This window comes from Brevibacillus sp. HD3.3A, assembly GCF_013284375.2.
Taxonomy (GTDB): Bacteria; Bacillota; Bacilli; order Brevibacillales; family Brevibacillaceae; genus Brevibacillus; species Brevibacillus parabrevis.
Genome location: NZ_CP085874.1, coordinates 3,420,466 through 3,444,976, shown reverse-complemented (window position 1 = coordinate 3,444,976; position 24,511 = coordinate 3,420,466). Strand labels below are relative to the sequence as shown.

Annotated in this window: 22 protein-coding genes and 3 tRNA genes; 24 read left to right on the top strand and 1 reads right to left on the bottom strand. The window is 51.8% G+C overall.

The window, feature by feature from the left end; translation table 11 throughout:
- The first annotated feature begins 34 nt into the window (after nt 1–34).
- The 18 genes from HP435_RS15685 (at nt 35) to HP435_RS15605 (ending at nt 17,275) form a co-directional block, all read left to right on the top strand.
- Nucleotides 35–3,169, top strand: a complete 3,135-nt coding sequence (locus HP435_RS15685; RefSeq protein WP_173596586.1) for an efflux RND transporter permease subunit — start codon at nt 35–37, stop codon at nt 3,167–3,169.
- 30 nt (nt 3,170–3,199) lie between these two features.
- Nucleotides 3,200–4,432 (top strand): efflux RND transporter periplasmic adaptor subunit, encoded by a 1,233-nt coding sequence (locus HP435_RS15680; protein ID WP_122965434.1) that lies wholly within the window; start codon nt 3,200–3,202, stop codon nt 4,430–4,432.
- A 278-nt stretch (nt 4,433–4,710) separates the two neighbouring features.
- Nucleotides 4,711–5,421, top strand: a complete 711-nt coding sequence (locus HP435_RS15675; protein WP_122965435.1) for a cytochrome c biogenesis CcdA family protein — start codon at nt 4,711–4,713, stop codon at nt 5,419–5,421.
- 24 nt (nt 5,422–5,445) lie between these two features.
- The gene (locus HP435_RS15670) at nt 5,446–5,979 is read left to right on the top strand and encodes a TlpA family protein disulfide reductase (protein WP_122965436.1); all 534 of its coding nucleotides are present in this window, start codon (nt 5,446–5,448) and stop codon (nt 5,977–5,979) included.
- A 171-nt stretch (nt 5,980–6,150) separates the two neighbouring features.
- The gene (locus HP435_RS15665; protein WP_173596587.1) at nt 6,151–6,354 is read left to right on the top strand and encodes a hypothetical protein; all 204 of its coding nucleotides are present in this window, start codon (nt 6,151–6,153) and stop codon (nt 6,352–6,354) included.
- A 159-nt stretch (nt 6,355–6,513) separates the two neighbouring features.
- A complete protein-coding gene (locus HP435_RS15660) occupies nt 6,514–6,684 on the top strand; it encodes a YycC family protein (protein WP_122965497.1) in 171 nt (56 codons plus the stop codon).
- A 74-nt stretch (nt 6,685–6,758) separates the two neighbouring features.
- Nucleotides 6,759–7,325 (top strand): thioredoxin family protein, encoded by a 567-nt coding sequence (locus tag HP435_RS15655; protein ID WP_122965438.1) that lies wholly within the window; start codon nt 6,759–6,761, stop codon nt 7,323–7,325.
- A gap of 68 nt (nt 7,326–7,393) precedes the next feature.
- Nucleotides 7,394–7,705: a hypothetical protein gene (locus tag HP435_RS15650; RefSeq protein ID WP_173599505.1), complete on the top strand. Its 312-nt coding sequence runs from the start codon at nt 7,394–7,396 to the stop codon at nt 7,703–7,705.
- 105 nt (nt 7,706–7,810) lie between these two features.
- Nucleotides 7,811–7,895: transfer RNA gene (locus HP435_RS15645), tRNA-Tyr, on the top strand.
- A 49-nt stretch (nt 7,896–7,944) separates the two neighbouring features.
- Nucleotides 7,945–8,026, top strand: a tRNA-Leu gene (locus HP435_RS15640).
- 259 nt (nt 8,027–8,285) lie between these two features.
- A complete protein-coding gene (locus HP435_RS15635; protein WP_173599506.1) occupies nt 8,286–8,672 on the top strand; it encodes a hypothetical protein in 387 nt (128 codons plus the stop codon).
- Nucleotides 8,673–8,803: 131 nt separating this feature from the next.
- Nucleotides 8,804–8,877, top strand: a tRNA-Gly gene (locus tag HP435_RS15630).
- A gap of 1,832 nt (nt 8,878–10,709) precedes the next feature.
- Nucleotides 10,710–12,527 (top strand): APC family permease, encoded by a 1,818-nt coding sequence (locus HP435_RS15625; RefSeq protein ID WP_173599507.1) that lies wholly within the window; start codon nt 10,710–10,712, stop codon nt 12,525–12,527.
- Between the two features lie 61 nt (nt 12,528–12,588).
- Complete coding sequence (locus HP435_RS29085) at nt 12,589–12,714, top strand: hypothetical protein (protein ID WP_255679058.1); 126 nt, start codon at nt 12,589–12,591, stop codon at nt 12,712–12,714.
- A 142-nt stretch (nt 12,715–12,856) separates the two neighbouring features.
- A complete protein-coding gene (locus HP435_RS15620; RefSeq protein ID WP_122965442.1) occupies nt 12,857–13,843 on the top strand; it encodes a helix-turn-helix domain-containing protein in 987 nt (328 codons plus the stop codon).
- A 253-nt stretch (nt 13,844–14,096) separates the two neighbouring features.
- On the top strand, nt 14,097–15,086 hold the full coding sequence (locus HP435_RS15615; RefSeq protein WP_173599508.1) for an ABC transporter substrate-binding protein: 990 nt from the start codon (nt 14,097–14,099) through the stop codon (nt 15,084–15,086).
- 178 nt (nt 15,087–15,264) lie between these two features.
- Nucleotides 15,265–15,729: a Cys-tRNA(Pro) deacylase gene (gene ybaK / locus HP435_RS15610; protein WP_122965498.1), complete on the top strand. Its 465-nt coding sequence runs from the start codon at nt 15,265–15,267 to the stop codon at nt 15,727–15,729.
- A 190-nt stretch (nt 15,730–15,919) separates the two neighbouring features.
- Complete coding sequence (locus HP435_RS15605) at nt 15,920–17,275, top strand: LLM class flavin-dependent oxidoreductase (RefSeq protein ID WP_173599509.1); 1,356 nt, start codon at nt 15,920–15,922, stop codon at nt 17,273–17,275.
- Nucleotides 17,276–17,446: 171 nt separating this feature from the next.
- Here HP435_RS15605 and HP435_RS15600 read toward each other — a convergent pair whose 3' ends face one another.
- Entirely contained in the window at nt 17,447–18,460 is a 1,014-nt protein-coding gene (locus HP435_RS15600) for an LLM class flavin-dependent oxidoreductase (protein WP_173599510.1), read from the bottom strand.
- A gap of 377 nt (nt 18,461–18,837) precedes the next feature.
- On the opposite strand from HP435_RS15600, the gene HP435_RS15595 reads away from it, so the two are divergent.
- The 6 genes from HP435_RS15595 to HP435_RS15570 all read left to right on the top strand — a co-directional run bounded on the left by HP435_RS15595 (nt 18,838) and on the right by HP435_RS15570 (nt 24,503).
- A complete protein-coding gene (locus HP435_RS15595) occupies nt 18,838–19,098 on the top strand; it encodes a glutaredoxin family protein (protein WP_229049691.1) in 261 nt (86 codons plus the stop codon).
- A 241-nt stretch (nt 19,099–19,339) separates the two neighbouring features.
- Nucleotides 19,340–20,362, top strand: a complete 1,023-nt coding sequence (locus HP435_RS15590; protein WP_141254259.1) for a methionine ABC transporter ATP-binding protein — start codon at nt 19,340–19,342, stop codon at nt 20,360–20,362.
- The gene (locus HP435_RS15585; RefSeq protein ID WP_173599519.1) at nt 20,362–21,012 is read left to right on the top strand and encodes a methionine ABC transporter permease; all 651 of its coding nucleotides are present in this window, start codon (nt 20,362–20,364) and stop codon (nt 21,010–21,012) included. Before HP435_RS15590 ends, HP435_RS15585 begins: the two co-directional genes overlap by 1 nt.
- Before the next feature lie 35 nt (nt 21,013–21,047).
- Nucleotides 21,048–21,890 carry a MetQ/NlpA family ABC transporter substrate-binding protein gene (locus tag HP435_RS15580; protein WP_122965448.1) on the top strand — a complete coding sequence of 281 codons (843 nt, stop codon included), beginning with the start codon at nt 21,048–21,050 and terminating at the stop codon, nt 21,888–21,890.
- A 56-nt stretch (nt 21,891–21,946) separates the two neighbouring features.
- Complete coding sequence (locus HP435_RS15575) at nt 21,947–23,302, top strand: LLM class flavin-dependent oxidoreductase (protein ID WP_173599512.1); 1,356 nt, start codon at nt 21,947–21,949, stop codon at nt 23,300–23,302.
- Between the two features lie 43 nt (nt 23,303–23,345).
- Nucleotides 23,346–24,503 (top strand): M20 peptidase aminoacylase family protein, encoded by a 1,158-nt coding sequence (locus tag HP435_RS15570; protein ID WP_173599513.1) that lies wholly within the window; start codon nt 23,346–23,348, stop codon nt 24,501–24,503.
- Nucleotides 24,504–24,511 lie beyond the last annotated feature (8 nt).

Sequence of the window (24,511 nt, the reverse complement as noted above, 5' to 3'; positions counted from 1 at the left end):
GCCATGTCAAGTTTTCTAGAAGAGGTGAGTGGATTTGAATCTGTCTGAACTCTCGATTAAACGCCCGGTCACGATGATTATGCTGACCGTGGCCATGCTGATTTTCGGTTTCGTCTCCTTGCCTCGTTTGGCGATCGACCTGATGCCGGAATTGAATTTCCCGGTTGCCGTGGTCGTTACGTCCGTGGATGGGGGCTCGCCTGCCGAGGTAGAAAAACTGGTGACGAAGCCGATAGAAAATGCGCTAGGTACAGTCTCGAACCTGGACAGCATTTCATCTGTTTCCATTGAAGGGGCTTCACAGGTCATTCTCATGTTTAACTGGGGAACAGACCTCGACCAAGCTACTCTCGACATGCGGGAAAAAGTCGACCAGGTGCGAGGAGCCTTGCCAGATTCGGCAAGAGCGCCGCGCGTACTGCGCATCGACCCGAACAGTCAGCCGATCATTCAGTTCGCCGTAACAGGTGAGCAGGATGTCAACAAGCTGAAAAAAGTAGCGGAAGATATGATCCAATCGCGCCTGGAGCGCATTGACGGCGTCGCGGCTGCTTCCATCAGCGGCGGTCAAGATCGCGTCGTGGATGTGATTGTAGATCCAGCCAAGCTCTCTGCGTACGGTTTGTCTCTGGAGCAAATCCAGCAGGCACTGTCAAGCGGCAATCTGTCCGGTTCCGCTGGTTCTGTACGGGAAGGCGACAGCAAAATGAACATCCGTGTTCAGGGTGAATTTGCCAACGTCGAGCAAATTGCGCTGACGCCGATTTCTGTGGGAGGCAGCTCGATTCGTCTGAGCGACGTCGCCCAAGTAAAAGATACGTTGGAAGACATCACGCAACTGAGCTACGTAAATGGCAAGCCGAGCCTTGGCATCTCCATTACGAAGGCTTCTGGCGGCAACACGATCGAGGTTGCCGACGAGGTGAAAGCAGAGCTGGAAAAGATCAAAGCCGATCTTCCGGAACATATGGAAATCATCACGACGCTTGACACTTCGACCTACATTAAAGATTCGATCTACACGACAGCAGAACACGCGCTGCTCGGTGGACTGGTCGGTATCATCCTGCTGTTCTTCTTCTTGGGCAGCCTGCAATCCATGCTGATCGCTGTCATCGTGTTGCCTGTATCGATTGTCGCGACCTTCCTGTTGATGTACATGACTGGACAGACGATCAACCTGATCTCGCTATCCGGTTTGACGCTCGGTCTCGGCTCCTTGATTGACTTTGCGGTCGTTATGCTGGAGAACATTTTCCGCCAGCGTGAACAAGGCAAAGGCATGATGGAAGCGGCGCTCACCGGTTCCAAAGAAGTAGGTACAGCCGTTATGGCGTCTGCCTTGGCGCAAATTTGCGTATTTTTGCCGATTGCCCTGACGGAAGGGATCGCATCCGAGCTGTTTGGACCGCTGGCATTGACAGTCGTGTACTCGCATATTGCGGCACTCGTCTTCTCGATCCTTTTGGTGCCGATGCTCAGCTCGCGTATTTTGAAAAAAGTACCGAATCATGCGAATCACGAAAACTATCGGGGAATCAACCCGGTTACTTGGTTCAACATCGGCTTTGGCAAAGTGGAAAAAGGCTATCAAAAACTGTTGGCATGGGCATTGGGCCACAGAAAAACCGTTTTGTTCTCCTCGGTTATCATGATGGTCGGCTCGCTGGCTCTGACTCCGCTGATCGGCGCAGAGTTCATCCCGAGCATGGACCAGGGGCAGATTTCCGTATCGATCAAAATGCCAAACGGTACAGTTCTGGCTGAGACGGAAAAAGTCGCGAAGCAAATTGAAGACATCGTAAACAAAGTGCCGGAGAAAGACATTGTGGCAACATCAATCGGCAGCAACGGTTCGCCGATTGCGAGCACACTGTCCTCCAACCAGGCGACGATCACATTGATGCTCGTCGATGTGACTGAGCGGAAACGCTCCTCCAATGAGATTGTCATGGATTTGCAGAATCAGCTGAAAACGATTCCCGGACCGGAAATCAAGGTCAGCGCTGCACAAGGCATGTCCACAGGCTCGCCGATCCAGTTGACTGTTCGCGGTGACGATTTGGCTGTCCTGAAAGACATCAGCTCGATCGTCAAAGGCGAAGTGGAGAAAGTGCCTGGCACAAGCAACGTGACCACCAGTCTGGAAGCGTCCCGTCAAGAATTTGAAGTGAAAGTGGACGCTGAAAAAGCGAGCTTGTACGGACTGACAACTGGACAGATTCTCTCCAGTGTCCGCACAGCCTTCCAAGGTCAAACGGTCACCAAATACCGTACAGGCGACAATGAGATTGACATTAACCTGAAGCTGCCGGAAAATTATCAGGAAGATATCAACTACTTGAACAACTTGCGGATTGCTGCGCCGGGTGGAGCGCAAATCGCTTTGACATCGGTTGCGTCGATTAGCAAGGTAGACGTACCGTTGACGATTAACCGCTCGAATTTGACGCGTGAAGTGCAAATTACGAGTGATCTGGCAGGGCGCGACCTGAACTCTGTTACACAAGAAATTACGGCGAAAATGAACAAGCTGAACCTCCCGGATGGCTACAAACTGGAGTTTGGCGGACAAAGCGAGGACATGGCTGAATCGTTCGGCAGTCTCGCACTGGCTATTCTGCTCTCCGTAGTGCTTCTGTACATGGTTATGGCTGCCCAGTTCGAATCGTTCTACAGTCCGTTTATCATCATGTTCTCGGTTCCGCCGACAGTGACAGGCGTTCTGCTTGGACTGCTGGTGACAGGAACGACGATCAGCGTATCCGTGTTGATCGGTTACATTCTCCTGATCGGTCTGGTCGTGAACAACGCGATCGTGTTGATCGACTACATCAACCAGTTGCGGGCAAAAGGCTGGGAGCTGCGCGAAGCGATTCTGCATGCCGGACCAATCCGTCTGCGTCCGATTTTGATGACGACACTGACGACGATTCTCGCGATTGGACCGCTGGCGTTCTCGGGCGGTTCGGGTACAGAGACACAAGCTCCGATGGCCGTCACGGTTATTTTTGGTCTGAGTTTTGCCACCTTGATTACACTGGTTCTGGTGCCGGTCGTGACTGCGTGGTTTGACGATATGGGCAAAAAGCGTCGGGAAAGACGCGAGAAACGCAAAGCAAAGAAACTGTTGAAACAAAAGAAAACCGTTCCCGCTTTGGAATCGTAAGAAGCGTTTGTGGGATGAGGAGGGACATTCATGAAACTTAGCATAAAACCCGTCATTTTGGCCGTATTGGCGATCAGCCTCGTGGCAGGTTGTTCCAGCCCGCAAGCGGAACCAGCACAGCAAGAAACGGCGGAAGCGGCGGCAACACCTGTGCAGATTGAAACGGTGACGACAGGTTCTGTGACAACCGAGTCAGGTCTGACGGCCAAACTGGCACCGAGCGAAGAGGTGCAAATCTCCCCGAAAATGGGCGGGAAAATTACTTCTTTGCCTGTCAAACTCGGTCAGTATGTGACCAAAGGCCAAGTGTTGTTCAAACTGGATGAAAAAGAACTGCTCAACAGCGTCAAGCAGGCGGAAGCTGCCTACCAGCTGGCGCAGGCAAGCTTGAATCAGGCTGGAAGCAGCTCGGATCAAGGCTTGGTGCAGGCGAAAAACGGACTGAAGCAGGCGGAAGTTGCTTTGGCCGATGCCAAGGTGAACCAGCAGCGGATGAATCAGCTTTTCACGCAAGGTGCGATCTCAGCGCAGCAAATGGAACAAGCGAACATTCAGCTGACCAACGCGCAGATGGCCTATGACAACGCCCAGCAAAGCGTGCAGGTTGCCCAGCAAAAGTCCGGTGTGCAAGTATCCGCAGCATCTGCCAAACAGTCTGCTGTCAGCTTGCAAAACGCTCGCGAGCAACTGGCTAATGCGACTGTGACTTCTCCCATCAACGGATTTGTCTCCAGCGTAAGCGGAGCAGTCGGACAAATGACAGGCCAACAGCCAGTCGTCGTCGTGGTCAATACGAATCCGCTGTTGGTGAAAGCCAACCTGTCCGAAGCAGACATCACCAAAGTCAAAGTCGGGACAGTCGTAAAAGTAAACGTACAATCGACAGGCAAGACGCTTGATGCCAAAGTAACGGCGGTCAGCCCTGTGATGGATTCCGCACTCAAGGCGTATCCAGTGGAAATCAGCATCCCGAATCCTGCCAACGAGCTGAAATCGGACATGGTCGTCAATGTAACGTTCCCGTCCGAGGGAGCGAGCGAAGCGAAAGCGCTCGTCATTTCCCGCAAAGCAGTGTTTGATCGCGACGGCAAACAGTTCGTGTTCAAACTGGAGGGCGACATTGCGAAGCAGGTGGAGGTTGTCACCGGCAAATCTTCCAGCGACAAGATCGAAGTAACAAGCGGTCTGGCTGAAGGCGACAAGCTTGTCGTAACGGGAATCACTTTGCTTCAGGACGGCGGCAAGGTAAGCGTTCAGGAGTAAAGGCGGCTGTACAGCCAGCGCTTGTGCTTGTAATTCGAGTAAGGGAAGCGCGAGTGATTAACAAAAGAACGAAAAGAGGCGGATGGAAATCCGTCTCTTTTTTTTTGCATGGAACGACGAGGAGGAGCCGTCTGGGAAAGAAATTAGATTACATAACATATATTACGTAACCTTAAATGTCACGGATTTAAGGCAAAGTGTCGGTTCCACTTTTGAAGGGAGGAAAGATTCGCTACAATAAGGAATATAGTGGATGAAACAACCTTTCGGAGGTACATATGACTGGGAATCTTACGGTGTTTTTGGCGTTTGCAGCGGGTTTTCTCTCGTTTATTTCGCCGTGCTGTCTGCCGCTTTATCCGTCCTTTTTGTCCTACATAACAGGGGTTACCGTGGATGAAGTGAAGAAGGGAAGAGCGGTTTTTCAAAAGCAGGCGTTATTACATACGCTTTTTTTCATTATTGGTTTTTCGATCATTTTTATTGCCTTGGGGCTTTCTACCTCTTGGATCGGCAGCCTGTTCGTCAATCAAAAGGATCTCATCCGGCAGCTTGGCGGCATTTTGTTGGTCGTTATCGGGCTGATCATGCTGCAAGTGTTTAAAATGGACTGGATGATGCGCTCTTTCAAGGTCGATTTAAAATCAAGACCTTTGGGGTATACTGGGTCCATACTGGTGGGAATGACCTATGCTGCTGGATGGACGCCTTGTGTGGGACCAATCCTCTCCGGCATTATCGTGCTTGGGGTAACCGATCCGTCCCGGGCGTTGACGTACACATTGGCCTATACACTCGGCTTTGCCATTCCGTTTTTCGTCATGACATTCTTCATCAGTAAAGTGAAAGCGATCGTCAAATATTCGGATCAATTCATGAAAGTCGGCGGGGGCGTCATGATTTTGTTCGGCGTGCTCTTGTACACCGACAAATTGACGGACATTACTCGCGTGCTCATTCAATTGTTCGGAGGCTTTACCGGATTTTAGATCAGGTCATGCAGAGGTGACGAAATGAAAAAGCTGTTGCTGGTTGTGCTGATTGTTGCGGGAGTTGGAGCAGCTGTGTGGGAAAAGCCCCAGGAGTCAGCGCCAGTCGTAGCCAACGTACAAAAACCGGAAGTAGGCTTTATGGCGCCGTCCTTTACTTTGACCGGGCTGGACAACCAGACGTACAAAGTAGAGGGCAAGCGAAGCAAGCCTGTCGTTCTCAACTTTTGGGCATCTTGGTGCGGGCCGTGCCGGATGGAAGCGCCTGACCTGCAAAAAATGTACGAGAAGTACGGCGGGCAGATCGACATGTACGGGGTGAATGTCACGAGCAATGACAGCCCTGAGGCAGCGCAAGCGTTTGTGCAGTCCTACAAGCTGACTTTTCCCATCCCGATGGATGTCAGTGGCTCCGTGTCGAACCGCTATCTCGTCCAGGCATTTCCCACGACCTACCTGATTGACACAGAAGGAATCGTCCGCAAAAAGATTATCGGGATGATCGACGCAGGCACATTGGAGCTGGAACTTCGCCAGCTTTTGAACGGCAAAAAATAAAGAGTGGAAACCGAACCGCGGGCGACAATTTGCCTGCGGTTTTCTTTTGCTGGGCGCGCTTGGGAGTGCCTGCCTATTTTGCACAGGGTCATTCCGTTTTGTATGTTTGCCTAAAGAGCGGGGTTGTTCTCCTTCATAGACTAGAGCACCAGGGCAAAGGGAGGGGAGCGAATGGCCAAGGGCAAAGGCAAGAAAGTAAAGAAGAAAAACAGTCGGCAGCATCCCAATCAGTTGAATCTTAAAATCGTGACGTCCAGTACATGCCTGGCGTGCAAACAGCAATGCGAGCGTGGCTTGGCGTATTTGGAGCGCATGTCCCAGCCTGGTGCGATCGGAAACGGGGTTCCCTGTATTCTTACCAAACCAAAGGCGTAGAGCGAGGCAGAGGCGCCCGACGGTCAGGAGATAATCCCAGCAGATGGAGCGGCGGGGTTATCTCTTTGTGCTTTTCGGGCGCAAGCCTCTCTCTGGCGGCACAGGACGCCATGTATTATACTGGAGAAAGCGTATTTGGCACAGAAAGGAGCTGTTTTCATGCGTCCCTTGCAAATCTCACCGGACACCGCCGTTAAGCTTGCAGAAGCCCTGAACGTTCCCCTGGAGCGGCTGATGCATATGCCGCAACACATTCTTTTGCAAAAAATGATGGAACTGGCCAAGCAGGAACAGGAAACAAACAAGCAAGAACCTGACCCATCCGAGTAAGGCGAAGAGGACTTTTCGCAACCGCCGTGGAAAAGATACAAGAACAAGTCCATACATATACTGGAGGAGAGCAAATGGCTGCAAATGTCGCACACAAGTTTCGCACAGGGTTGAAACCGCAAGCTTTCATCGAAGGCATGACCAAAAATCAGGATACGTTCCAAAACTGGTCAGAGGCGTTTGCTTGGGCAGATGAACAGGACCAGGCCTTTTTTGCCTCGTTGCAGCATCGGGATGATCTGAGATGTTTGATTTTGGCAGCAGAATGGTGCGGAGATGTGGTCAGAAACTTGCCGGTCGTTCTCCACGCTTTAAAAGAAACAGAGATGCCTGTTGAAATTTTGGTCATGGAAGACCACCTCGACCTGATGGATGAGTTTCTCACGATGGGCGGTCGCGCCATTCCAGTCGTCATTTTCGCAGATACAGGCGGACACGTGCTGGCAAAATGGGGCCCGAGACCTAGCCACGTACAGGCAATCATGACAGCGTTCAAACAGCAAAACCCAGATCGCAACGCCCCTGACTACGAAGAAAACATCAAGGTCGCTCGCGCAGAAATGCTCAAACAGTACGGAGAAGGCACGGGCTACCAGCAAGTCATTGTCAAAGAACTGAGAGAGCTGCTCTCCTCGATTTAACAAACGCGAACAACATACAGGGCGGAGTCTCGGCTCCGCCTATTTTCATGCAGAGAGGCTGAGATTGGATGCATTATTACGGAAACGAAACGATCATGTCCCTGGAGCAAGTTTTGCGTCTGGAGCCTTCCGAAGTGCGGATTTTAGAGTGGGTGCGCACCTATGAATTTTTGGAAAATCGCTTTGGTGTAGATGAGTCTGTGCCTTATTTTTTGGAGATCAAATGCGAGGCAGACCACGTCATGATTCGCAAAAACCGCATCCTGGACTTTCCGGACTACTCCTGTGAGGAGCAACTTTGGCTTGGGGAGGTGGAGCAGGCGCTTGCTGTTTTTCAACAATGGGCACAAGATATTTTAAAGCATGTCGTAAGCCCGTAAGAAAATGAGAAAAACCTATTGACGAAACTTGCGGTCCATGATAGAGTAAATAACGTCGTCTCGGACAAGCGCAAGCGGTAAGGAAGAGGCGCACGTTATTCAGCTGGGGAGATAGTGAAGTGGCTAAACACGGCAGACTGTAAATCTGCTCCCTCCGGGTTCGGCGGTTCGAATCCGTCTCTCCCCACCATTGATTTTCTAGCAGAAATGTGCTAGTATGTAAATACAGTTTTCTACATGCCGGTGTGGCGGAATGGCAGACGCGCGCGACTCAAAATCGTGAGGGAAACCGTGGGGGTTCAAGTCCCTTCACCGGCACCATATCTGAAAGACGACTCTTGGAATGTTTATTCCGAGAGTTTTTTTGTTTGCTTGTGGCGGCGGTCAGAAATTTAAGTGCATAATGCATGGCGCAATAAACGCTCAAGAAATTGCTCCAAAACGTCACAAGAACCTCGTGAAACCACAAGAAACTATAGGAATCCCACATGAACTTCGAAAATTTCGCCAGATTATGGGGAGATTTGGTACAATAGTAATCGTTTACTTTTGAGTTGCTGGCAAGGGAAGAGAGGGCCGCATGAATAAGTGGGAGTACATTGTGGGAGCTGTTCTTGGTGGTATCTTTTTAGTCATATCGTATCTGATCGCGAGGTTTGTGTTCGGCTATCTTTCCTGGGCGGCGACGGGATTAGCTTTGGTGCTGCCACTCTATGCGTTTTATGCCTATATGACAAGGGTGGATGATCGCTCGACGGAAATATCGCGGTTTGTGAAAATTTCGTTTTCTGGTTCGCTCGTTTTTCTCGTTTCTTCATGGGCGTGCATCCAATATTTCGCCCCTTTTTTGGTCGCAGACATTGGCGATGTTGTCCTTCCTTATATTTACACTCTGCGGATGGCGGGAGCCTTTCTGGTGGTGTTTTTAATCGCAGGCGCATTGATTTCCAACCGCCCGCATTCGTGAGCGGGGCAGGGGTGGACAAAAGGATGGGGAGGCGGTATACTTATTATTGTTAAATATTTGAAGTGAGTAACTTTTCTCATTGTTGCGCTTGTTGCTGCAGGATGTGTGGCTTGATGGAGAAAAGTGAACTTGCGGGTGTAGTTCAATGGTAGAACTCTAGCTTCCCAAGCTAGTAGCGTGGGTTCGATTCCCATCACCCGCTCCATAGAGGTAGTGCGTGAAAACTTTGAGAGATCAAGTTTTTTTCTTTTTGTGTTTGTGTGGGCATTGGGATGAGGGGAAAAGGCAACATGTCTTGGGGATGGTCTGGGGGCAGATTTACTGAATGTTTTTCTTGGATCCAGTTTGTCCAAATTCAAGGCAGCTTTCAGGTTAAGAGTTTTTATAGGTGCGCATATATGTCTGTAATTTTTTTATAATTAAGTCGTTCCCGGAGCACTTTGAAATCAAAACCTGCTTTCATTAACAGAGATTTACAGAGTGGTAGCTGTGTGTTGCAAATCGTATAGGCGAAGGTGTTTAAAATCTGTTTCTTTTAAGAAAGTTCCTCCATGCAGCTATTGGGGTGGTATAGTAAAGGGCATTTCATTCTCCCGGAAGAAAATATTAGGGGATCTTTAGCGGAGAGAGTGTCCATCAACAGCGCAGGCCGCTGCAATGATGGAGTTTATCCGATACACATTGGGACACCGCATGACTTTTTGTAAACAGTAACAAGCGACTTTCATCTGCTCACTTGTCTGCTGATCATGACGGGTCTGTCCGGATGAACAGTAGCGAGGGAGACAGTGATTAGAATGCTTACGACAGCAGGAATCAGGTTGACAAGCAAGACGCTGGGGAAGATTTCGCCTGCTGGTCTAGCTGGATTAAGAAAATAGTAGAGAATCGCACAGAGGGCCTTTTCCAAAAGGGAGAGGGCTTTTTTGATGGGGGCTGCTGTTACGACTCCCTGTTCATCAAAAAACTTGTCATTTCAGAAAATAAACACTAGCAAAAAGCACCTGAATGATGCTAAGATTTTTATGCCCGTTGTTAAGCTCTAACTTATCATCCGTTGACTGATCGCCGTGTGCGACGAAAGCCGCCTGCACGGTGAAGGCTCGTTATAAAACCGACAGATAGAGAAGGCATAAGACGAGAATAGCGGACCAGCAGTAATTAGTGCAGCTAATTCAACAGCTGTCATTGACTCTTCGTTTGGAGAGGATTCTGTTCCACGGACGATTACAGTTACAGCAAACGATCAAAACGGCAATCCGATTCAGGGCTATCAGTTTACATTTGATATCACTTTGACTCAAAGCGATATCAATACTCCAGAAGCGTACGGGATGTTCATTGGCGGTTCTCCATCTGGCATGCCATTCACCGCAACCACGACAAACGTGATGTTGCCAGTCACTGACGCTAACGGTGAAATCACTTTCCAACTCGGGTTATTGACACAACCGCTTGAAGTTGGGGACAGTATTTCAGTTCAGATCAAAACAAATGATAATTCCACTGACATCGGAAGTGCTTTTCTGTACAGCAAATAATCCAGGTGAGTCCTTAACAGAACAGTAGTAGGGAGCTGCAATTGCGGCTCCTTTTTCTTTTGCCAACAAGACTGACAGCGCGTCCCGATCTGACCTGGGCTTTTGTTGCCACAAAGGGGGAGAAGGCGGGGAGAAACGAGGATGAAGAGAAAGACCTACCAAACAGATTACCGATATCCTGGCAGCCATCAGCAAGATCGAAACGGAAATCAAGCAGCTGATACCAAAAAAGAGAGGTTGCCAGGTTCGCACTGTTACATGAGGTGTGTTCTGGCGCCTGTTTTACTTGGCCTGCAGACTGGGGCGTATCACGGTGAAGAATTAGAAGGAGGAGGCGACGAGGGGCCTTCCGTTTGGGTTTGGAAAAGAATCTGGAAGCAGCGAGCGGAGGGAGCTTCCAATAGGCGACAGCAAGATAACACCAACAACAAAACAAACTAATTTTAATCGTAACAATGGGAAAACTACCAAGAAAACGCTGGATAGGGGAACACGCATGATATCGGAATGTAAGCGATTTTTACTCGGTAGACCCATGAAATCAAGCGAGCTTGCCGCAGAAAAGTTAAATAAAGTCAAAGCTTTGGCTGTTCTTTCATCTGATGCCCTGTCTTCTGTCGCTTACGGGACCGAACAGATTCTCATCGTGTTGATTACGTTGGGTGCGGCAGCAATGTGGTACTCTATCCCGATATCGATTGCGGTGATCGGTCTTTTGACCATACTCATTTTGTCTTACCGCCAAACCATCTTTGCCTACACAACAGGCGGCGGGGCATACATTGTCGCAAAGGACAATTTGGGAACCACTTCTGGCCTGGTTGCGGGCGGCTCATTGCTTGTGGACTACATTTTAACGGTTGCGGTTAGTACGTCTGCTTCCACAGACGCGATTACTTCGGCATTTCCCGTGCTGCATGACCATCGTGTGCTGATTGCCCTGTTCATGATTACCATCGTAACGGTACTAAATTTACGTGGAATAACAGAATCCGCAACGGTTTTAATGTATCCTGTCTATTTGTTTGTCGTCGCTATTCTTGCGTTAATTATTGGCGGCGGGTATCAATGGATCGCGGGAAATGTCCAAGCGCATCCCCCTGAATACGGGGCCGTTGTTCCGGGTATCACGTTATTTTTGCTTTTGAGGGCATTTAGCTCAGGCTGTTCGGCATTAACAGGAGTAGAAGCCGTGTCAAATGCCATTCCTAACTTCAAGGAGCCAGCACCGAAAAATGCCGCGGCTACACTTTTGCTGATGGGACTGATCCTTGGCGTCATGTTCATGGGCATTAGCTTGCTGGCGTATTTGTACGGGATTTCGCCAAGACGAGCGGAAACGGTGGTATCTCAAATCGCTTCGGCGGTTTTTGGACGTGGAATCATGTATTACTCGATTCAAACGGTCACTGCGCTTATTTTATTTCTGGCCGCCAATACGGCTTTTGCGGCCTTTCCGTTACTCGCCTTTATGTTAGCCAAAGACAGATTTATGCCAAATATGTTCATGGTCCGGGGAGATCGTCTTGGGTTTTCAAACGGGATCATCTTTTTGGCGATCCTTTCCGCCATTTTGGTGATTGCTTTTGAAGGAGAAACGGAAAACCTCATTCCTTTGTATGCGCTAGGGGTCTTTATCCCGTTTACTTTGTCACAGGCAGGTATGATGAAACGCTGGATTTCGAAAAAGCCGCCAGGGTGGCTGACGCCTTTTCTCATTAATACGTTGGGAATGCTAACGACGTTGACGATTTGCCTGATCTTTTTGATGACGAAACTGTCGCAAGTATGGTCGATTTTTGTATTCCTTCCTATCGTTATTTTCATCTTCCGGAAAATTAACCAGCATTATCGAGAGCTGGCAGATGAGTTGCGACTTGATATCCAAACAGAAAAACCCGATCCAAAAGGGAGCGTCATCGTGATTCCGGTGGCCGGGATTTCGCAGGTGGTTAAAAATACGATTAGTTATGCTCAGTCCCTGTCAGACGACATTGTCGCTGTCTACGTCGGGTTCAGCGATGAAGACATGAAAAAAATGGAGGAGAAGTGGGCGCTGTGGAATCCCGGAGTGCGCTTGATTATCTTGCGTTCGCATTATCGCAGTATTATTAGGCCTCTGTTTAAGTTTATTGACACGGTGGAGTGGAAAAAGGCAGAGACGGATCATGTGACTGTCATGATTCCGCAGTTTATTACGAAGCGCTGGTGGCATAATTTGTTGCATAACCAGACGAGTTTATTGATCCGAGCGTATTTGTTCGCCCGCCAAGATGTAAAAATCGCTACAGTTCCGTATCGATTAAAGAAATGAAGTACAGAGTAATTGCTGCATGCATCCGATGAAAAACCTTGAGAGATCAAGGTTTTTCTTTTTGTGTTTGTGTGGCGATGAACATGGGCAGGCAAAAATCGCGCTTGGCGATATCGTGGACAAGGGCGTTGAGCTTTTGCTGCGCGACAAATCGCAGGCAAAAATTTTGCCCGATCCCCAGGCGTAATCTCTTTTTTGTGGGCGGTTGTCTTGCGAGCACCCACCCGTTCCCATGCACTTGATCGGTAGCCAAAAACAGCTTCATCCAGTATAATAATGAGAATAATTATCATTGAACTGGATGAATTTGGGCTTGAGGTGCATGCAAAATGAGTGCGGCAAACTTCCATGACAACTTTCAGTCTTATGTAGAGCGGCTCGGCGTACAAGCGCCTCACGGAAACGAGCAGGATCCAGCCACTGTGCCCGCAAGCGACGGAGAAGGCTATATCCGCCGGGTGATCCCGCGCAACGATATCGAGCTTGTGGTCGCGAAGCACGCCTTTTATCGCGAGCAGCAGCTTTCGGTGCAAACGACAGCCCCGATGGTGGAGCTGAATTTTTGCATGCAAGGCGCTCGTGCCCTGCATATCAAGGGCAGACAGCATGAGTTTACGACCGGAACGTGCTCGCTGCAATTCATGGGGCAGTTTGAGGCGGCTTTCGAATACAGGCGGGACGATCCGTTTTACATGCTGGGCATCGGGATTCCGGTGACGACCTTCCGCGAGTTCATGGCCGACGCGGAAGGGGGGACGGACGTAGAGTTCTCGCAAGTTCTCGGGCAGTCGCCTTTTCGGATTTGGCAAGAAAAAATCTCGCCGGCGGCTACGGTTGTCGCCGAGCGCTTGATTCAGGGAGCGTTGCAGCCGCGAACGAGGAATCTGGAGCTGCAATGCGGGGCTTTGGAGCTTTTCTCGATGGCTTTTCGTTCTTTTTTGACGGAATCAAACCCGGAGGCGGACAGTCTCTCCAAAAGCGATCGGGAAAAAATCCGGCTGGCGAGAGACATTGTCGTGGAAAACATGGCAGAGCCGCCGTCGCTGCTTGCCTTGTCCCGCATGATCGGCTTGAACGATTACAAGCTGAAGGTCGGCTTCAAGGCTATGTACAACAACACAGTGTTCGGCTTTTTGCGCGAAAAACGGCTGGAGAAGGCGTGGCAGCTGCTCCAGTCGGGCGACATGAACGTCACCGAGACGGCAAGCGCTGTCGGTTACTCGAATACGAGCTACTTCGCCGAAGCGTTTCGGGAGAAGTACGGAGTGAATCCGGGAGCTTTTGTCAGACAGACAGCCGCTTGGGCGAAGCAGTAAAAAGGATAGGGATGAGCAGCCGTTCGATGCCTAACATGTGGGCGTCGGGCGGTTTTTTTCGTGCAGCGAGGCTCGTCCCGGTTTTTTTGTGAAAAGGATATCCGTACAACCAGCAAAGTAGTCCGTCTGGTGGTGGAACGGACTGGCGATGTTTAGTATCTTACCTTTTAGTGATAATGATATTCATTCACATATTATCATGTGTATTTCCTGCCAGATGAAGGATCGACACAAAAAGGAGAGAGACAAGCGCATGGCAAAAAATGCCTCATTTTGGTTCAAACTTGTGTTCCTCGCGGCTTTGCTCGTGACAGGATGCAGCAGCAACGGAAGCAGCGAGAAAGCAACGCTAGGGGAGCAAAGCAACCAGACAGCCACTACTGCGGCCGCGACCACGCAGGATAACACCGCAACCGCAGTCGCCTATCCGAAAACAATCAAGCATTTGGCTGGCGAAACGGTCATTCCGCAAAAGCCGTTGAAAATCGCCACGCCGTACATTGCCTTCGTGGATTATCTCGCGGTTTTGGACGAGTATCCGATCGCCGCACAAGGCGTGGCGACGATCCAGCGCAATTTTCCCGTCCTGAGCAAGCGGTTGGAAAACAAAGACATCGCGGATCTCGGCATGGAGGTCGATCTGGAAAAGCTGCTGGCGATGGCGCCGGACGTAATTATCGCGGCGAATGACATGACAGATCAATACGAAAGCTTGTCGCGGATCGCACCGACCGTCATCCTTCCCCAGGCTGGCGATTGGCGCGAGACGTTGGAACAAATCGCACAGGTCATCGGCAAGGAAGACAAGGCGAAGAGCGTCTTGGCGGATTTCGACCGCAAATCGGCGGAATACAAGGAGAAGCTGGCGTTTCGCAGTCAGGAGTCGGTCATGTTTGTGATGTACAATGAAAAAGATACGTTCACGACATGGAACGACGGACGGTTTGACCCGTTTTACGTCGGCCTCGGTCTGAAACGCGTGGATGGCAACCAGGCACAAGGGCAGCTTTCCATTGAAAGTCTGGCCGCTTTGAACCCGGATCATCTGTTTGTGATCAACAACTGGCAAACGCCGATCGCCGGAGGAGTCAAAGCTGCTCTGAAAGATAACAAAGTGTGGAACAGCCTGAACGCGGTGAAAAACAATCATGTGTACGAGCTGAAAGACCCGTCTTTGCCTGGCCCGATGGCGCTTGCCAAAATCCAGGGGATCGAAGACATCATGCAGGCGATGGGCCAGTAATCTTTTGACCGAATCGCGTCCGCTCTCGACGTGAACCAGCGAAAGCGCTATTGCCCAGGCAGTGGCGTTTTCGTTTTTGGCTTTTGCTTTTCGCCTATATTCGGTACACTTGTTTTAATTCAACTGGACTGGAAATGGAGTGGAACGAGCCGTGGCCAAGCAAGGAAAAACGAATGCGATGCGAATCTTGGAGAAAGAAAAGATCGAATACGCCATGCTGACCTACCAGACGGACGACGGAAAAATTGACGGAATTTCCGTGGCGCAAAAAATCGGCAGGGAAGCGGGTGTCGTCTACAAAACATTGGTTTCCCAAGGGACGAGCCGTGCTTACTACGTATTCGTCATTCCCGTGGAAGCCGAGCTGGACTTGAAAAAGGCGGCAAAAGCGGTTGGCGAGAAAAAAATCGAAATGATCCCGGTGAAGGACATTACCGCTGTAACCGGGTACGTGCGCGGCGGCTGTTCGCCCGTGGGGATGAAAAAACTGTTCACGACGATCGTCGACAGCAGCGCCGAACAGATGGGGCGGATCATCGTCAGCGGCGGACAGATCGGCATGCAGATTGAGCTGGATGTGGCTGGCTTGCTCCAAGCGACAAAAGGGCGGCTGGCTGACGTTTCCGGAGCGCCAAGTGAATAAAAGGCTTTTGTCTTGTCTGGATTTCCAAAACCTCATTGACACATCGGAATAATAGTAATAATCTAAACGGAGAAAATCTGTTACCGCCGATTGGTCAACCAAAGGCTCCTGTTCGCTACAGGGGCCTTTTTGCGTCCAAAAAAAGCGGGTAACACCAATGCCGACGGTGTAGGATTGAGGAGGAGAGACGATGGGACAAAAAAGACAGCTAAAGCTCGGAGCCATGATCCACGGGATCGGCGGCCATATGGGAGCATGGAGGCACCCGGATGTGCAGGCGGATGCGAGTGTCAGCTTCGCTTTTTACAGCCAGCAAGCGCAAAAGGCAGAGGCGGGGAAGTTTGATCTCGTCTTCGTCGCGGATGGCTTGTATATTAACGAAAAATCGCTGCCGCATTTTTTGAACCGCTTTGAGCCGATTTCGATTTTGGCGGCTTTGGCCGGGGTCACGGGAAAGATCGGATTGGTGGGCACGGTGTCGACTTCCTACAGCGAGCCGTTTACGGTAGCCCGGCAATTCGCCTCGCTCGATCTGATCAGCGGCGGCCGCGCAGGCTGGAACGTAGTCACTTCTCCCTTGGAAGGGTCAGCGAAAAATTACGGCAACAAACCGCACCCGGACCACGCCTTGCGCTACCGGATCGCCGAGGAGTACTTGACGGTGGCAAAAGGACTGTGGGATTCGTGGGAGGACGACGCCTTCGTGCGGGACAAACAAACAGGCGTCTTTTTCGATCCGGCGAAAATGCATCGCTTAGATCATCAAGGGGAGTTTTTTGCTGTGCAAGGCCCGCTCAATATCGCCAGGTCCAGTCAAGGGCAACCCGTTATTTTTCAGGCAGGCTCCTCAGAAAGCGGCAAAGAGCTGGCAGCCAAGTCTGCGGACGCCGTCTTTACCGGGCAGGAAACGCTTGAGGACGCCCGGCGTTTTTATCGGGAAGTAAAAGAGCGGGCGGCAGCCTATGGCCGAAGCGAAGACGACATCCTGATTTTCCCCGGGATCAACCCGATCATCGGCAAAACGCCAGAGGAAGCCAGGCGCAAGCATGCGGAGCTTGCCAGTCTGATCGGCATTGAGCAGGCGCTGCATTATTTGGGCCGATTTTTTGACCACCATGATTTCTCCCAATATCCGCTGGACGAACCGTTTCCAGAGCTGGGCGAGGTAGGCAGCAACAGCTTCCGTAGCACGACAGACAAAATCAAGCAAAAGGCGAGGGAAGAAAACTGGACGCTGCGCCAAACCGCGCTCTACACGGCGACACCGGAAGGCGAGTTCATCGGCACTCCCGAGCATATTGCCAATCTGATTGAGCATTGGTTTTTGCAAAAAGCGGCAGACGGATTCATTGTTCAGGCGAATGTCCCGCGTGCCTTGGACGATTTCGTCGAGCTGGTCGTCCCGATTTTGCAAGAGCGAGGCTTGTTCCGCACCGAATATGAGGCGGACACGCTGCGCGGTCATCTCGGGATTTCTGTTCCCGCCAATCGCTATGCGCTGGAACAAGGCAAAAAGCCGGATGCAGCAGACGTCCATTATTCGTAAAGCACAAAGCATCTGCCGATGGAAAAGAGCTAATCAGGACATGAGTCTGCGGGAGCATTTCATTCAGCCCCGCAGGCTTTTTTCATGGCAAAAAAAGCTCCTTCTCGCGCCAAAGGCATCAGAAGGAGCTTTTCCATCGATGGAGATAAGGCAAGGCAAGGCGTATTCCTATTACTTGACCGTTAATTCAAGAAAGGCTTCCTGCAACAGTTCGTAAGACAGCAAACGCTTCTGGAATGGCTTGATCGGGGTATGGATGATCAATTCCTCTACCTGATGCTTGGAAGCGATGGCCAACAGCTTTTCGCGCACCGACTCTTTTGTGCCGGCAATGACATTCGCTTCCTTTACTTCAATCGTGTAGTCCTCGTCGGATTGCTGCCCATACTCTTCCGCCTTTTTCAAACTCGTGACCGTGACGATTTTCCCGCTTTTCAGATGAATTTTGGCCACTTTCGTATCGGCGGCAAGCTGGGCGGCTTCTTCCTCGCTTGGCGCGACAATGACGGAAACAGCCAGGATCGCAAGCGGAGTGGCCCGTTTGCCAGGGCGAAACTGCTGTCGGTACGCGGCAAAGGCGGCTTGGCAAACCGTCTCGTCCTGGTTGATAAACAGCGCGAACACATACGGGACTCCGCGCTCTGCGGCAAGCTGTGCGCTGGCTACGCTCGTGCCCAGCAAGTAGATCCCGACTGGCTCATCCGGAATCGGCACTGCTTTCAAGCCGTACAGCGGGTGTGCCGGATGAAGCTCGTCGTGCAGGAACAGCTCAAGCTCCGCCAACTTTTCTTCGAGAGAGGAGCCGGATGCTCCCGGCTGCTGCAACGCCTTGGTCGAGAGCGGCAGTCCACCCGGCGCGCGGCCGATCCCGAGATCGATCCGCCCCGGAGCGAGAGAAGCGAGGACGTGAAAATTTTCCGCTACTTTATAAGGACTGTAATGCTGGAGCATGACGCCGCCTGAGCCGATGCGGATGCGGCTTGTTTTGGCCAACAGATGAGCGATCAGCACCTCCGGCGATGAGCCGACGACATGATCGAGGTCGTGATGCTCCGCCACCCAGAACCGATGATAGCCCCACGCTTCCGCCTTTTGCACCAGTTCAATCGTGTGCTGGAAGGCTTCTGTTGCTGTTTCTCCTTCTTGAATCGGACTTTGATCGAGAATGCTCAAAGTAAGTGCCACGGTTTCTCTCCCCTAACGATGCGATTCTAAGGTCAAGCAAACACAAAAAGCCCCTTGCAAGCAAAAATCGCGAAGGGGCTTCTGGTGGTCCAGTCAGCTTATTTCCTTAGTTGTTTACTCGGATTTTAACGATAACGTATGCCGCTGTCAATGCAATCGTGAAAAATGCCTGCAGACCGTACGTTGAATTTACGCAGAAAAAATCCGTTGACGAAACAGATTGGGGATGATAATATCCCTAGTAATCCGATAAGAATTTAAAAAGTCATCGACCAGACCACTGGAGAGGCTTCCTGCTTGGCATCATACAGCAGGAAGTCTTTTTGTTTACCGGAGACGGAGAGAAAAAGCAGCGAGAAGATAGGGAGGGAATGGAAGTGTCTGATGGACAGGAGAAAAAAGTCGTCGTGTGGGGGCGAGAAGGTTGCTCCTATTGTGAAAATGTGAAAGCTATTTTGGAAACGAACAACCAGCTGTACGAATGGATCAATGTAGCAGGAAAAGACGTGTTGCGCGACGTTTTGGAAGTCAAGTACGGCACGCGCTTGATTCCGCTGGTGGAGATTGGCGGCGAGGGGAAATATGAAGCCTTGCTCTACAACCAGCTGGATCGGCTGGAGTCACTCCTGGATCGTTAGTTCGTTAGTTGCTTCCCGGCCCGAACAACCGCACAAAAGACAAAAGGCAGCGGAAGCAACTTCCCATAACCGGATCGATAAGGCGACAGACCGCTTGCGGTCACATTCCTTTTCAGGAAAAAGTCCCGACGTGTTTCCAAAGAAAAAGTCAGCTTGGCTAGGAGGAGATTGGATGGGAATCGGAGCGGCGGTTTGGAAGGAGCAGTCGCCGGCTGGCAGCCCGAGCGAGGCGAAAGAGGGCATGATCGCTTTTCAGCAAGTAAGCAAAACGTTTGAAAGCGGCGGCAAAACCGTCGAAGCGTTGAAAGACGTCACGCTCACGGTGGAAAAAGGCGACATTTTTGGCGTCATCGGCTTTAGCGGGGCAGGAAAAAGCACCTTGCTGCGCACCGTCAATTTGCTGGAGCGTCCCACAGCTGGCTCCGTCATTGTCGACGGAAAAGACTTGAGCAAGCTTTCGGTCAAAGAGCTGAGAAGCGTCAAGAAAAACATCGGCATGATTTTTCAGCAATTCAATCTGCTGGAGACCAAAACCGTGTTTGACAATGTAGCGATGCCGCTGGTGCTCGGCGACACGCCGAAAAAACAGATTCGCGAGCGAGTCGACGAGCTGCTGTCTTTCGTCGGTTTGACGGACAAAGCGGGCAGTTACCCGAACCAGCTCTCCGGCGGCCAGAAGCAGCGTGTCGGGATCGCCCGTGCCCTTGCGACCAACCCGTCGATTTTGTTGAGCGACGAGGCGACATCCGCACTCGACCCGCAGACGACCGAATCGATCTTGCAACTGTTGCAGCGCGTGAACAAAGAGTACAACATCACGATCTTGATGATCACGCATGAGATGAACGTCATCAAGGAGATTTGCAATCGCGTGGCCGTCATGGAGCACGGGGCGGTTGTCGAGCAAGGCAGCGTCCTCGATGTTTTTGCCAATCCGCAGACGGAAGTGGCACGCAATTTTGTCAAATCAGTCGTGCGCGATGATATTCCGCCAAGCGTGCACAAGCTGCTCGCAGCCAAACGGGGCAAGTCGAAAATTATCAAGATTCACTTCATCGGCGAAAGTACGGGACAGCCGATGCTCTCCCAGGTGGCGAAACGATTCAACAGCGACGTGAATGTACTGTTTGGCAGCATTACAGAGCTTGCGGGCGTGCCTTTTGGCAATCTGATCGTGGAGCTTGCCGGCAACGAAGCGGACATAGCCCGCGCGTATCACTACATTCAGCAACAAAATGTGACGGTGAAGGAGATTGTTTCGTGATGGAAGTCAGTTCTGAGCAAGTTTTTCAGGCGCTGTATGAAACGGTCTACATGGTAAGCGTGTCACTGGTGTTTGCGACCGTGATCGGTTTGCCGCTCGGCATTTTGCTCGTCGTCACCAGAAAAGGGCACATTTTGGAAAATACGGCGATCTTCTCGGCCTTGAATCCGGTGATCAACGTGCTGCGTTCTGTGCCGTTCATTATTTTGCTGGTGGCGATTATTCCGTTCACACGTCTGGTGGTGGGAACGTCCATCGGGACGACTGCGGCGATTGTTCCGCTCGTGATCTACACGGGGCCGTACATCGCCCGCTTGGTGGAAAACTCGCTGCTGGAAATCAACCCCGGCATTATTGAAGCAGCCGAGGCGATGGGAGCGACTCCGCTGCAAATCATTTTCCGCTTCCTCATTCCCGAGACGCTCGGGTCTTTGATCCTCAGCATTACGACTGCAACGATCGGACTGATTGGTGCAACGGCGATGGCCGGAGCGGTTGGCGGCGGAGGAATTGGCGACCTGGCGATTACATACGGGTACCAACGTTTCAGCACGATCACGATTGTGGCAACGGTCATCATTTTGGTCGTGCTCGTCCAGGGTATTCAATCATTGGGCAACGTGTTCGCCCGGAAAATTCGCCGAAACTAATCGAAACCTCGCAAAAGACAGGAGAGAAACCAACGATGAAAAAGCTCGCCATTTCCATACTGCTGACCCTCGTGACGATTGTCGCCGCAGGGTGCGGAAGCGCAGCAGACCAAAAAAGCTTGAAAATCGGGATTCGCGGCTCGGAATCGCGGACGTGGGAGTTTGTGAAGGAGCAGGCTGCCAAACAGGGGCTTGCCATCGAACTGGTGCAATTCAATGCCAACGTCAACCCGAATACGGTGCTGTTGGAAGGCGAGATCGACGCCAACGCTTTCCAGCACGTCGCTTTTCTCGATCAGTTCAATACGAAAAACAACTCGGAAATCGTTCCCGTCGGCTCGACGATCATCGCGCCGTTGGGCATTTACTCCGACAAGTACAAAAAAATCGAAGAAATTCCGGACGGGGCAAAAATCGCCCTGCCGAACGACGATTCCAACTGGGGCCGCTCGCTGCTTTTGCTCCAGGAAGCGGGCTTGATCAAAGTCGTTGACAACTTTGACGGCTTCGGCGGCCAAGACAAAATCAAAGAAAATCCGAAAAAGCTGGAAATAGTTCCGGTCGATCCGGCGACTACGCCGCGCGTCATGAAAGACGTGGCCGCTTCGATCATCAACAACGGGACGGCGGTCGAAGCGGGCTTTTTGCTCAAAGACTCCATTTTTCACGAAAGCAAAACCGCCAAGCCGTACATTAACGTGATCGCGACCACCAAGCAAAACGAGAACCGCGAAGAGTTGAAAAAGCTGGTCGCCGTGTACCAATCGAAAGAAGTATCGGATTTTATCACCCAGACTTACAAAGGAAACTACATTCCGACACAAGTGACGGTCGAGGAGCTGAAAAACTTCAAAGACGCGTTTAAAAGCAAGCCGTAAAGCCGTTTGAACAGCAAAGCAGCAAATTTTATTTCAGGAGGAAGGGGAGCAGTGCCATGCCGCAAAAAAGACAGATTCACTTGTCCGCCTATCTGGTAGGGACCGGGATTCACGTCGCCTCCTGGCGTCTGCCGGAAGCGCGAAAAAATGCCAGCATTGACATCGAATACTACAAATATTTGGCGCAGACAGCCGAGCGGGGCAAGTTCGACATCGCATTCATCGCGGATAGCCTGGCGGTGAACGAAGACTCGCACCCGAATATTTTGAACCGTTTCGAGCCGACGACATTGCTCGCCGCACTCGCTGGCGCGACCAGTAAAATCGGCTTGGTCGCCACGGCGTCGACGACGTATTACGAACCGTACAACCTCGCGCGCCTGTTCGCCTCCGTCGACCACATCAGCAACGGCCGCGCGGGCTGGAACATGGTGACGACCGGAGACGCTACCGGGGAGACGGGACGCAATTTCAGCCGCAATAACCACCTGGAGCACGATCACCGTTACGAGTGGGCTGAGGAGTTCATCGATGTCGTTCAAGGCTTGTGGGATTCCTGGGAAGACGACGCTTTTGTCCAGGACAAGGAAACGGGCGTCTTTTTCGACCCGAATAAGCTGCATCGACTCCATTACAAAGGGACGTACTATTCGGTCCAGGGGCCGCTGAATATCGGCCGATCGAAACAGGGGCAGCCCGTTATCGTGCAGGCAGGCGCGTCTGAGCCAGGACAAAGGCTGGCAGCGCGTACCGCCGAAGTGGTCTTCTCGCATGTCAAAGATTTTGAACGCGCCAAAGCGTTTTACCGCAGCTTGAAAAGCAAGCTGGCCGATTACGGCCGCACGCCTGACCAGCTGCATATTTTGCAAGGCATTTCGCCGATTGTCGCGGATACGAAGGAAGAAGCGGAAGCGATCCACCGCCGTCTGCACGACTTGCTTTTGCCGGAGCAAGGGCTGCGCTTTTTGTCCGGCTACTTGGGCAAGGTCGATTTCAGCAAACACTCGCTGGACACCCCGGCAAAAGAAGTGGAGTTCCCGCAAGACAACGGGATTCAAAGTCATTTTGAGTGGATGACAGATTTGATCCGCCAAAAAAATCCGACTTTGCGCGAGTTGTACGCCCTGCTCGAAGGCGGCCCCAATCGCGAGCTGATCGGCACGCCGGAACAAATTGCCGACGTGCTGGAAAAGTGGTTTACCCAAGGGGCGGCAGACGGCTTCATGTTCATCGCTCCAGTTTTGCCGCAAGGTTTGGAAGCTTTCGTGGACAAAGTCATCCCGCTGTTGCAGGAAAGAGGCTTGTATCGCCACGATTACGAGGGCGATACGCTGCGGGAGCATCTCGGGCTGGAAAAACCGTACAACCGCTTGGCCGTGCGCAGCCGGGCATTAAGCGAAGTCGAGTCCTGAACGTAGCAGCAGGTCAGGTGACAGAAGAAAGGAGAGGTTCAGGATGAGCACAGAAACGCAGGAGCTGACACGAACCGATTGGGAGCAAAAGCTGATCGCGATTCGCAGACAGTTGCATCAATACCCGGAAGTGGCCTACGAAGAATTTGAAACGACCCGTTCGATTCGGGAGTGGCTGACAGAAGCGGGGATTCGCCTGATCGAGCTGCCGCTGGCAACAGGTGTCGTGGCGGAAATCGGGGGCAAAAACGCTGGCCCTGTGATCGCCTTGCGCGCCGACATCGACGCGTTGCCGATTCAGGAGGAGACGGGGCTGCCCTATGCCTCGACCATCGTCGGAAACATGCACGCTTGCGGGCACGACTTTCACACCGCCGTCATCCTGGGCGCTGCTTTTTTGCTAAAGCAGCAGGAGGAAAAGTTGCCCGGAACGGTGCGTCTGCTGTTTCAGCCGGCAGAAGAAAAAGGTACGGGAGCGGCGCTTTTGATAGAAAAGGGCACTTTGGACGGCGTGACGGCGATCTTCGGGCTGCACAACAAGCCTGATCTGGAAGTCGGGACCGTCGGGATCAAGCCGGGAGCGTTGATGGCGAGTGTCGATGGCTTCGATATCGAGGTGGAAGGGCTTGGTACGCATGCGGCAATTCCTCACGCCGGAATCGATCCGATTGTCGCCGCATCGCAGATCGTGACCGCGCTGCAAACGATTGTCAGCCGCAACGTCAGCCCGCTGGAAAATGCGGTCGTCAGCGTGACGACGATCCACGGAGGGACGACCTGGAACGTGATCCCGGATAAGGTCGCTCTCGGCGGCACAGTCCGTACGTTTCAGGAGGAAGTCCGGCAGAAAATCCCGGGGCGCATTCGGGCGATCATCGAGGGAGTCGCCGCGGCATACGGGGCGAAAGTGAGCCTGCGCTGGTTCAAAGGCCCGCCTTCCGTGCAAAACGACGGCCCTTTGACCAAACTGGCGGCCGAAACAGCGGAGAAGCTCGGCTTGCAAGTCGTCACGCCTGAGCCGTCCGCCGCAGGGGAAGATTTCGCCTATTATCAGCAAAAAATTCCCGGCGTGTTCGTTTTCGTCGGAACATCCGGGACAAACGAATGGCATCATCCCGGATTTACCGTAGATGAACGGGCGATTGCGATCAGCGCGAACTATTTTGCCGAGCTGGCCTGGCGTGCTCTGAAAGGCGGGTGAGAGTAGCA

Bases quoted from the DNA above. Each gene is read 5' to 3' on its own strand.
- HP435_RS15615 (WP_173599508.1), top strand. From the start codon at position 14,097: ATGGCAAAAAATGCCTCATTTTGGTTCAAACTTGTGTTCCTCGCGGCT.
- HP435_RS15660 (WP_122965497.1), top strand. From the start codon at position 6,514: ATGCGTCCCTTGCAAATCTCACCGGACACCGCCGTTAAGCTTGCAGAA.
- ybaK (WP_122965498.1), top strand. From the start codon at position 15,265: ATGCGAATCTTGGAGAAAGAAAAGATCGAATACGCCATGCTGACCTAC.
- HP435_RS15585 (WP_173599519.1), top strand. From the start codon at position 20,362: ATGGAAGTCAGTTCTGAGCAAGTTTTTCAGGCGCTGTATGAAACGGTC.
- HP435_RS15625 (WP_173599507.1), top strand. From the start codon at position 10,710: ATGATATCGGAATGTAAGCGATTTTTACTCGGTAGACCCATGAAATCA.
- HP435_RS15605 (WP_173599509.1), top strand. From the start codon at position 15,920: ATGGGACAAAAAAGACAGCTAAAGCTCGGAGCCATGATCCACGGGATC.
- HP435_RS15575 (WP_173599512.1), top strand. From the start codon at position 21,947: ATGCCGCAAAAAAGACAGATTCACTTGTCCGCCTATCTGGTAGGGACC.
- HP435_RS15675 (WP_122965435.1), top strand. From the start codon at position 4,711: ATGACTGGGAATCTTACGGTGTTTTTGGCGTTTGCAGCGGGTTTTCTC.
- HP435_RS15650 (WP_173599505.1), top strand. From the start codon at position 7,394: ATGCATTATTACGGAAACGAAACGATCATGTCCCTGGAGCAAGTTTTG.
- HP435_RS15590 (WP_141254259.1), top strand. From the start codon at position 19,340: ATGATCGCTTTTCAGCAAGTAAGCAAAACGTTTGAAAGCGGCGGCAAA.
- HP435_RS15655 (WP_122965438.1), top strand. From the start codon at position 6,759: ATGGCTGCAAATGTCGCACACAAGTTTCGCACAGGGTTGAAACCGCAA.
- HP435_RS15570 (WP_173599513.1), top strand. From the start codon at position 23,346: ATGAGCACAGAAACGCAGGAGCTGACACGAACCGATTGGGAGCAAAAG.
- HP435_RS15665 (WP_173596587.1), top strand. From the start codon at position 6,151: ATGGCCAAGGGCAAAGGCAAGAAAGTAAAGAAGAAAAACAGTCGGCAG.
- HP435_RS15670 (WP_122965436.1), top strand. From the start codon at position 5,446: ATGAAAAAGCTGTTGCTGGTTGTGCTGATTGTTGCGGGAGTTGGAGCA.
- HP435_RS15680 (WP_122965434.1), top strand. From the start codon at position 3,200: ATGAAACTTAGCATAAAACCCGTCATTTTGGCCGTATTGGCGATCAGC.
- HP435_RS15635 (WP_173599506.1), top strand. From the start codon at position 8,286: ATGAATAAGTGGGAGTACATTGTGGGAGCTGTTCTTGGTGGTATCTTT.
- HP435_RS15620 (WP_122965442.1), top strand. From the start codon at position 12,857: ATGAGTGCGGCAAACTTCCATGACAACTTTCAGTCTTATGTAGAGCGG.
- HP435_RS15580 (WP_122965448.1), top strand. From the start codon at position 21,048: ATGAAAAAGCTCGCCATTTCCATACTGCTGACCCTCGTGACGATTGTC.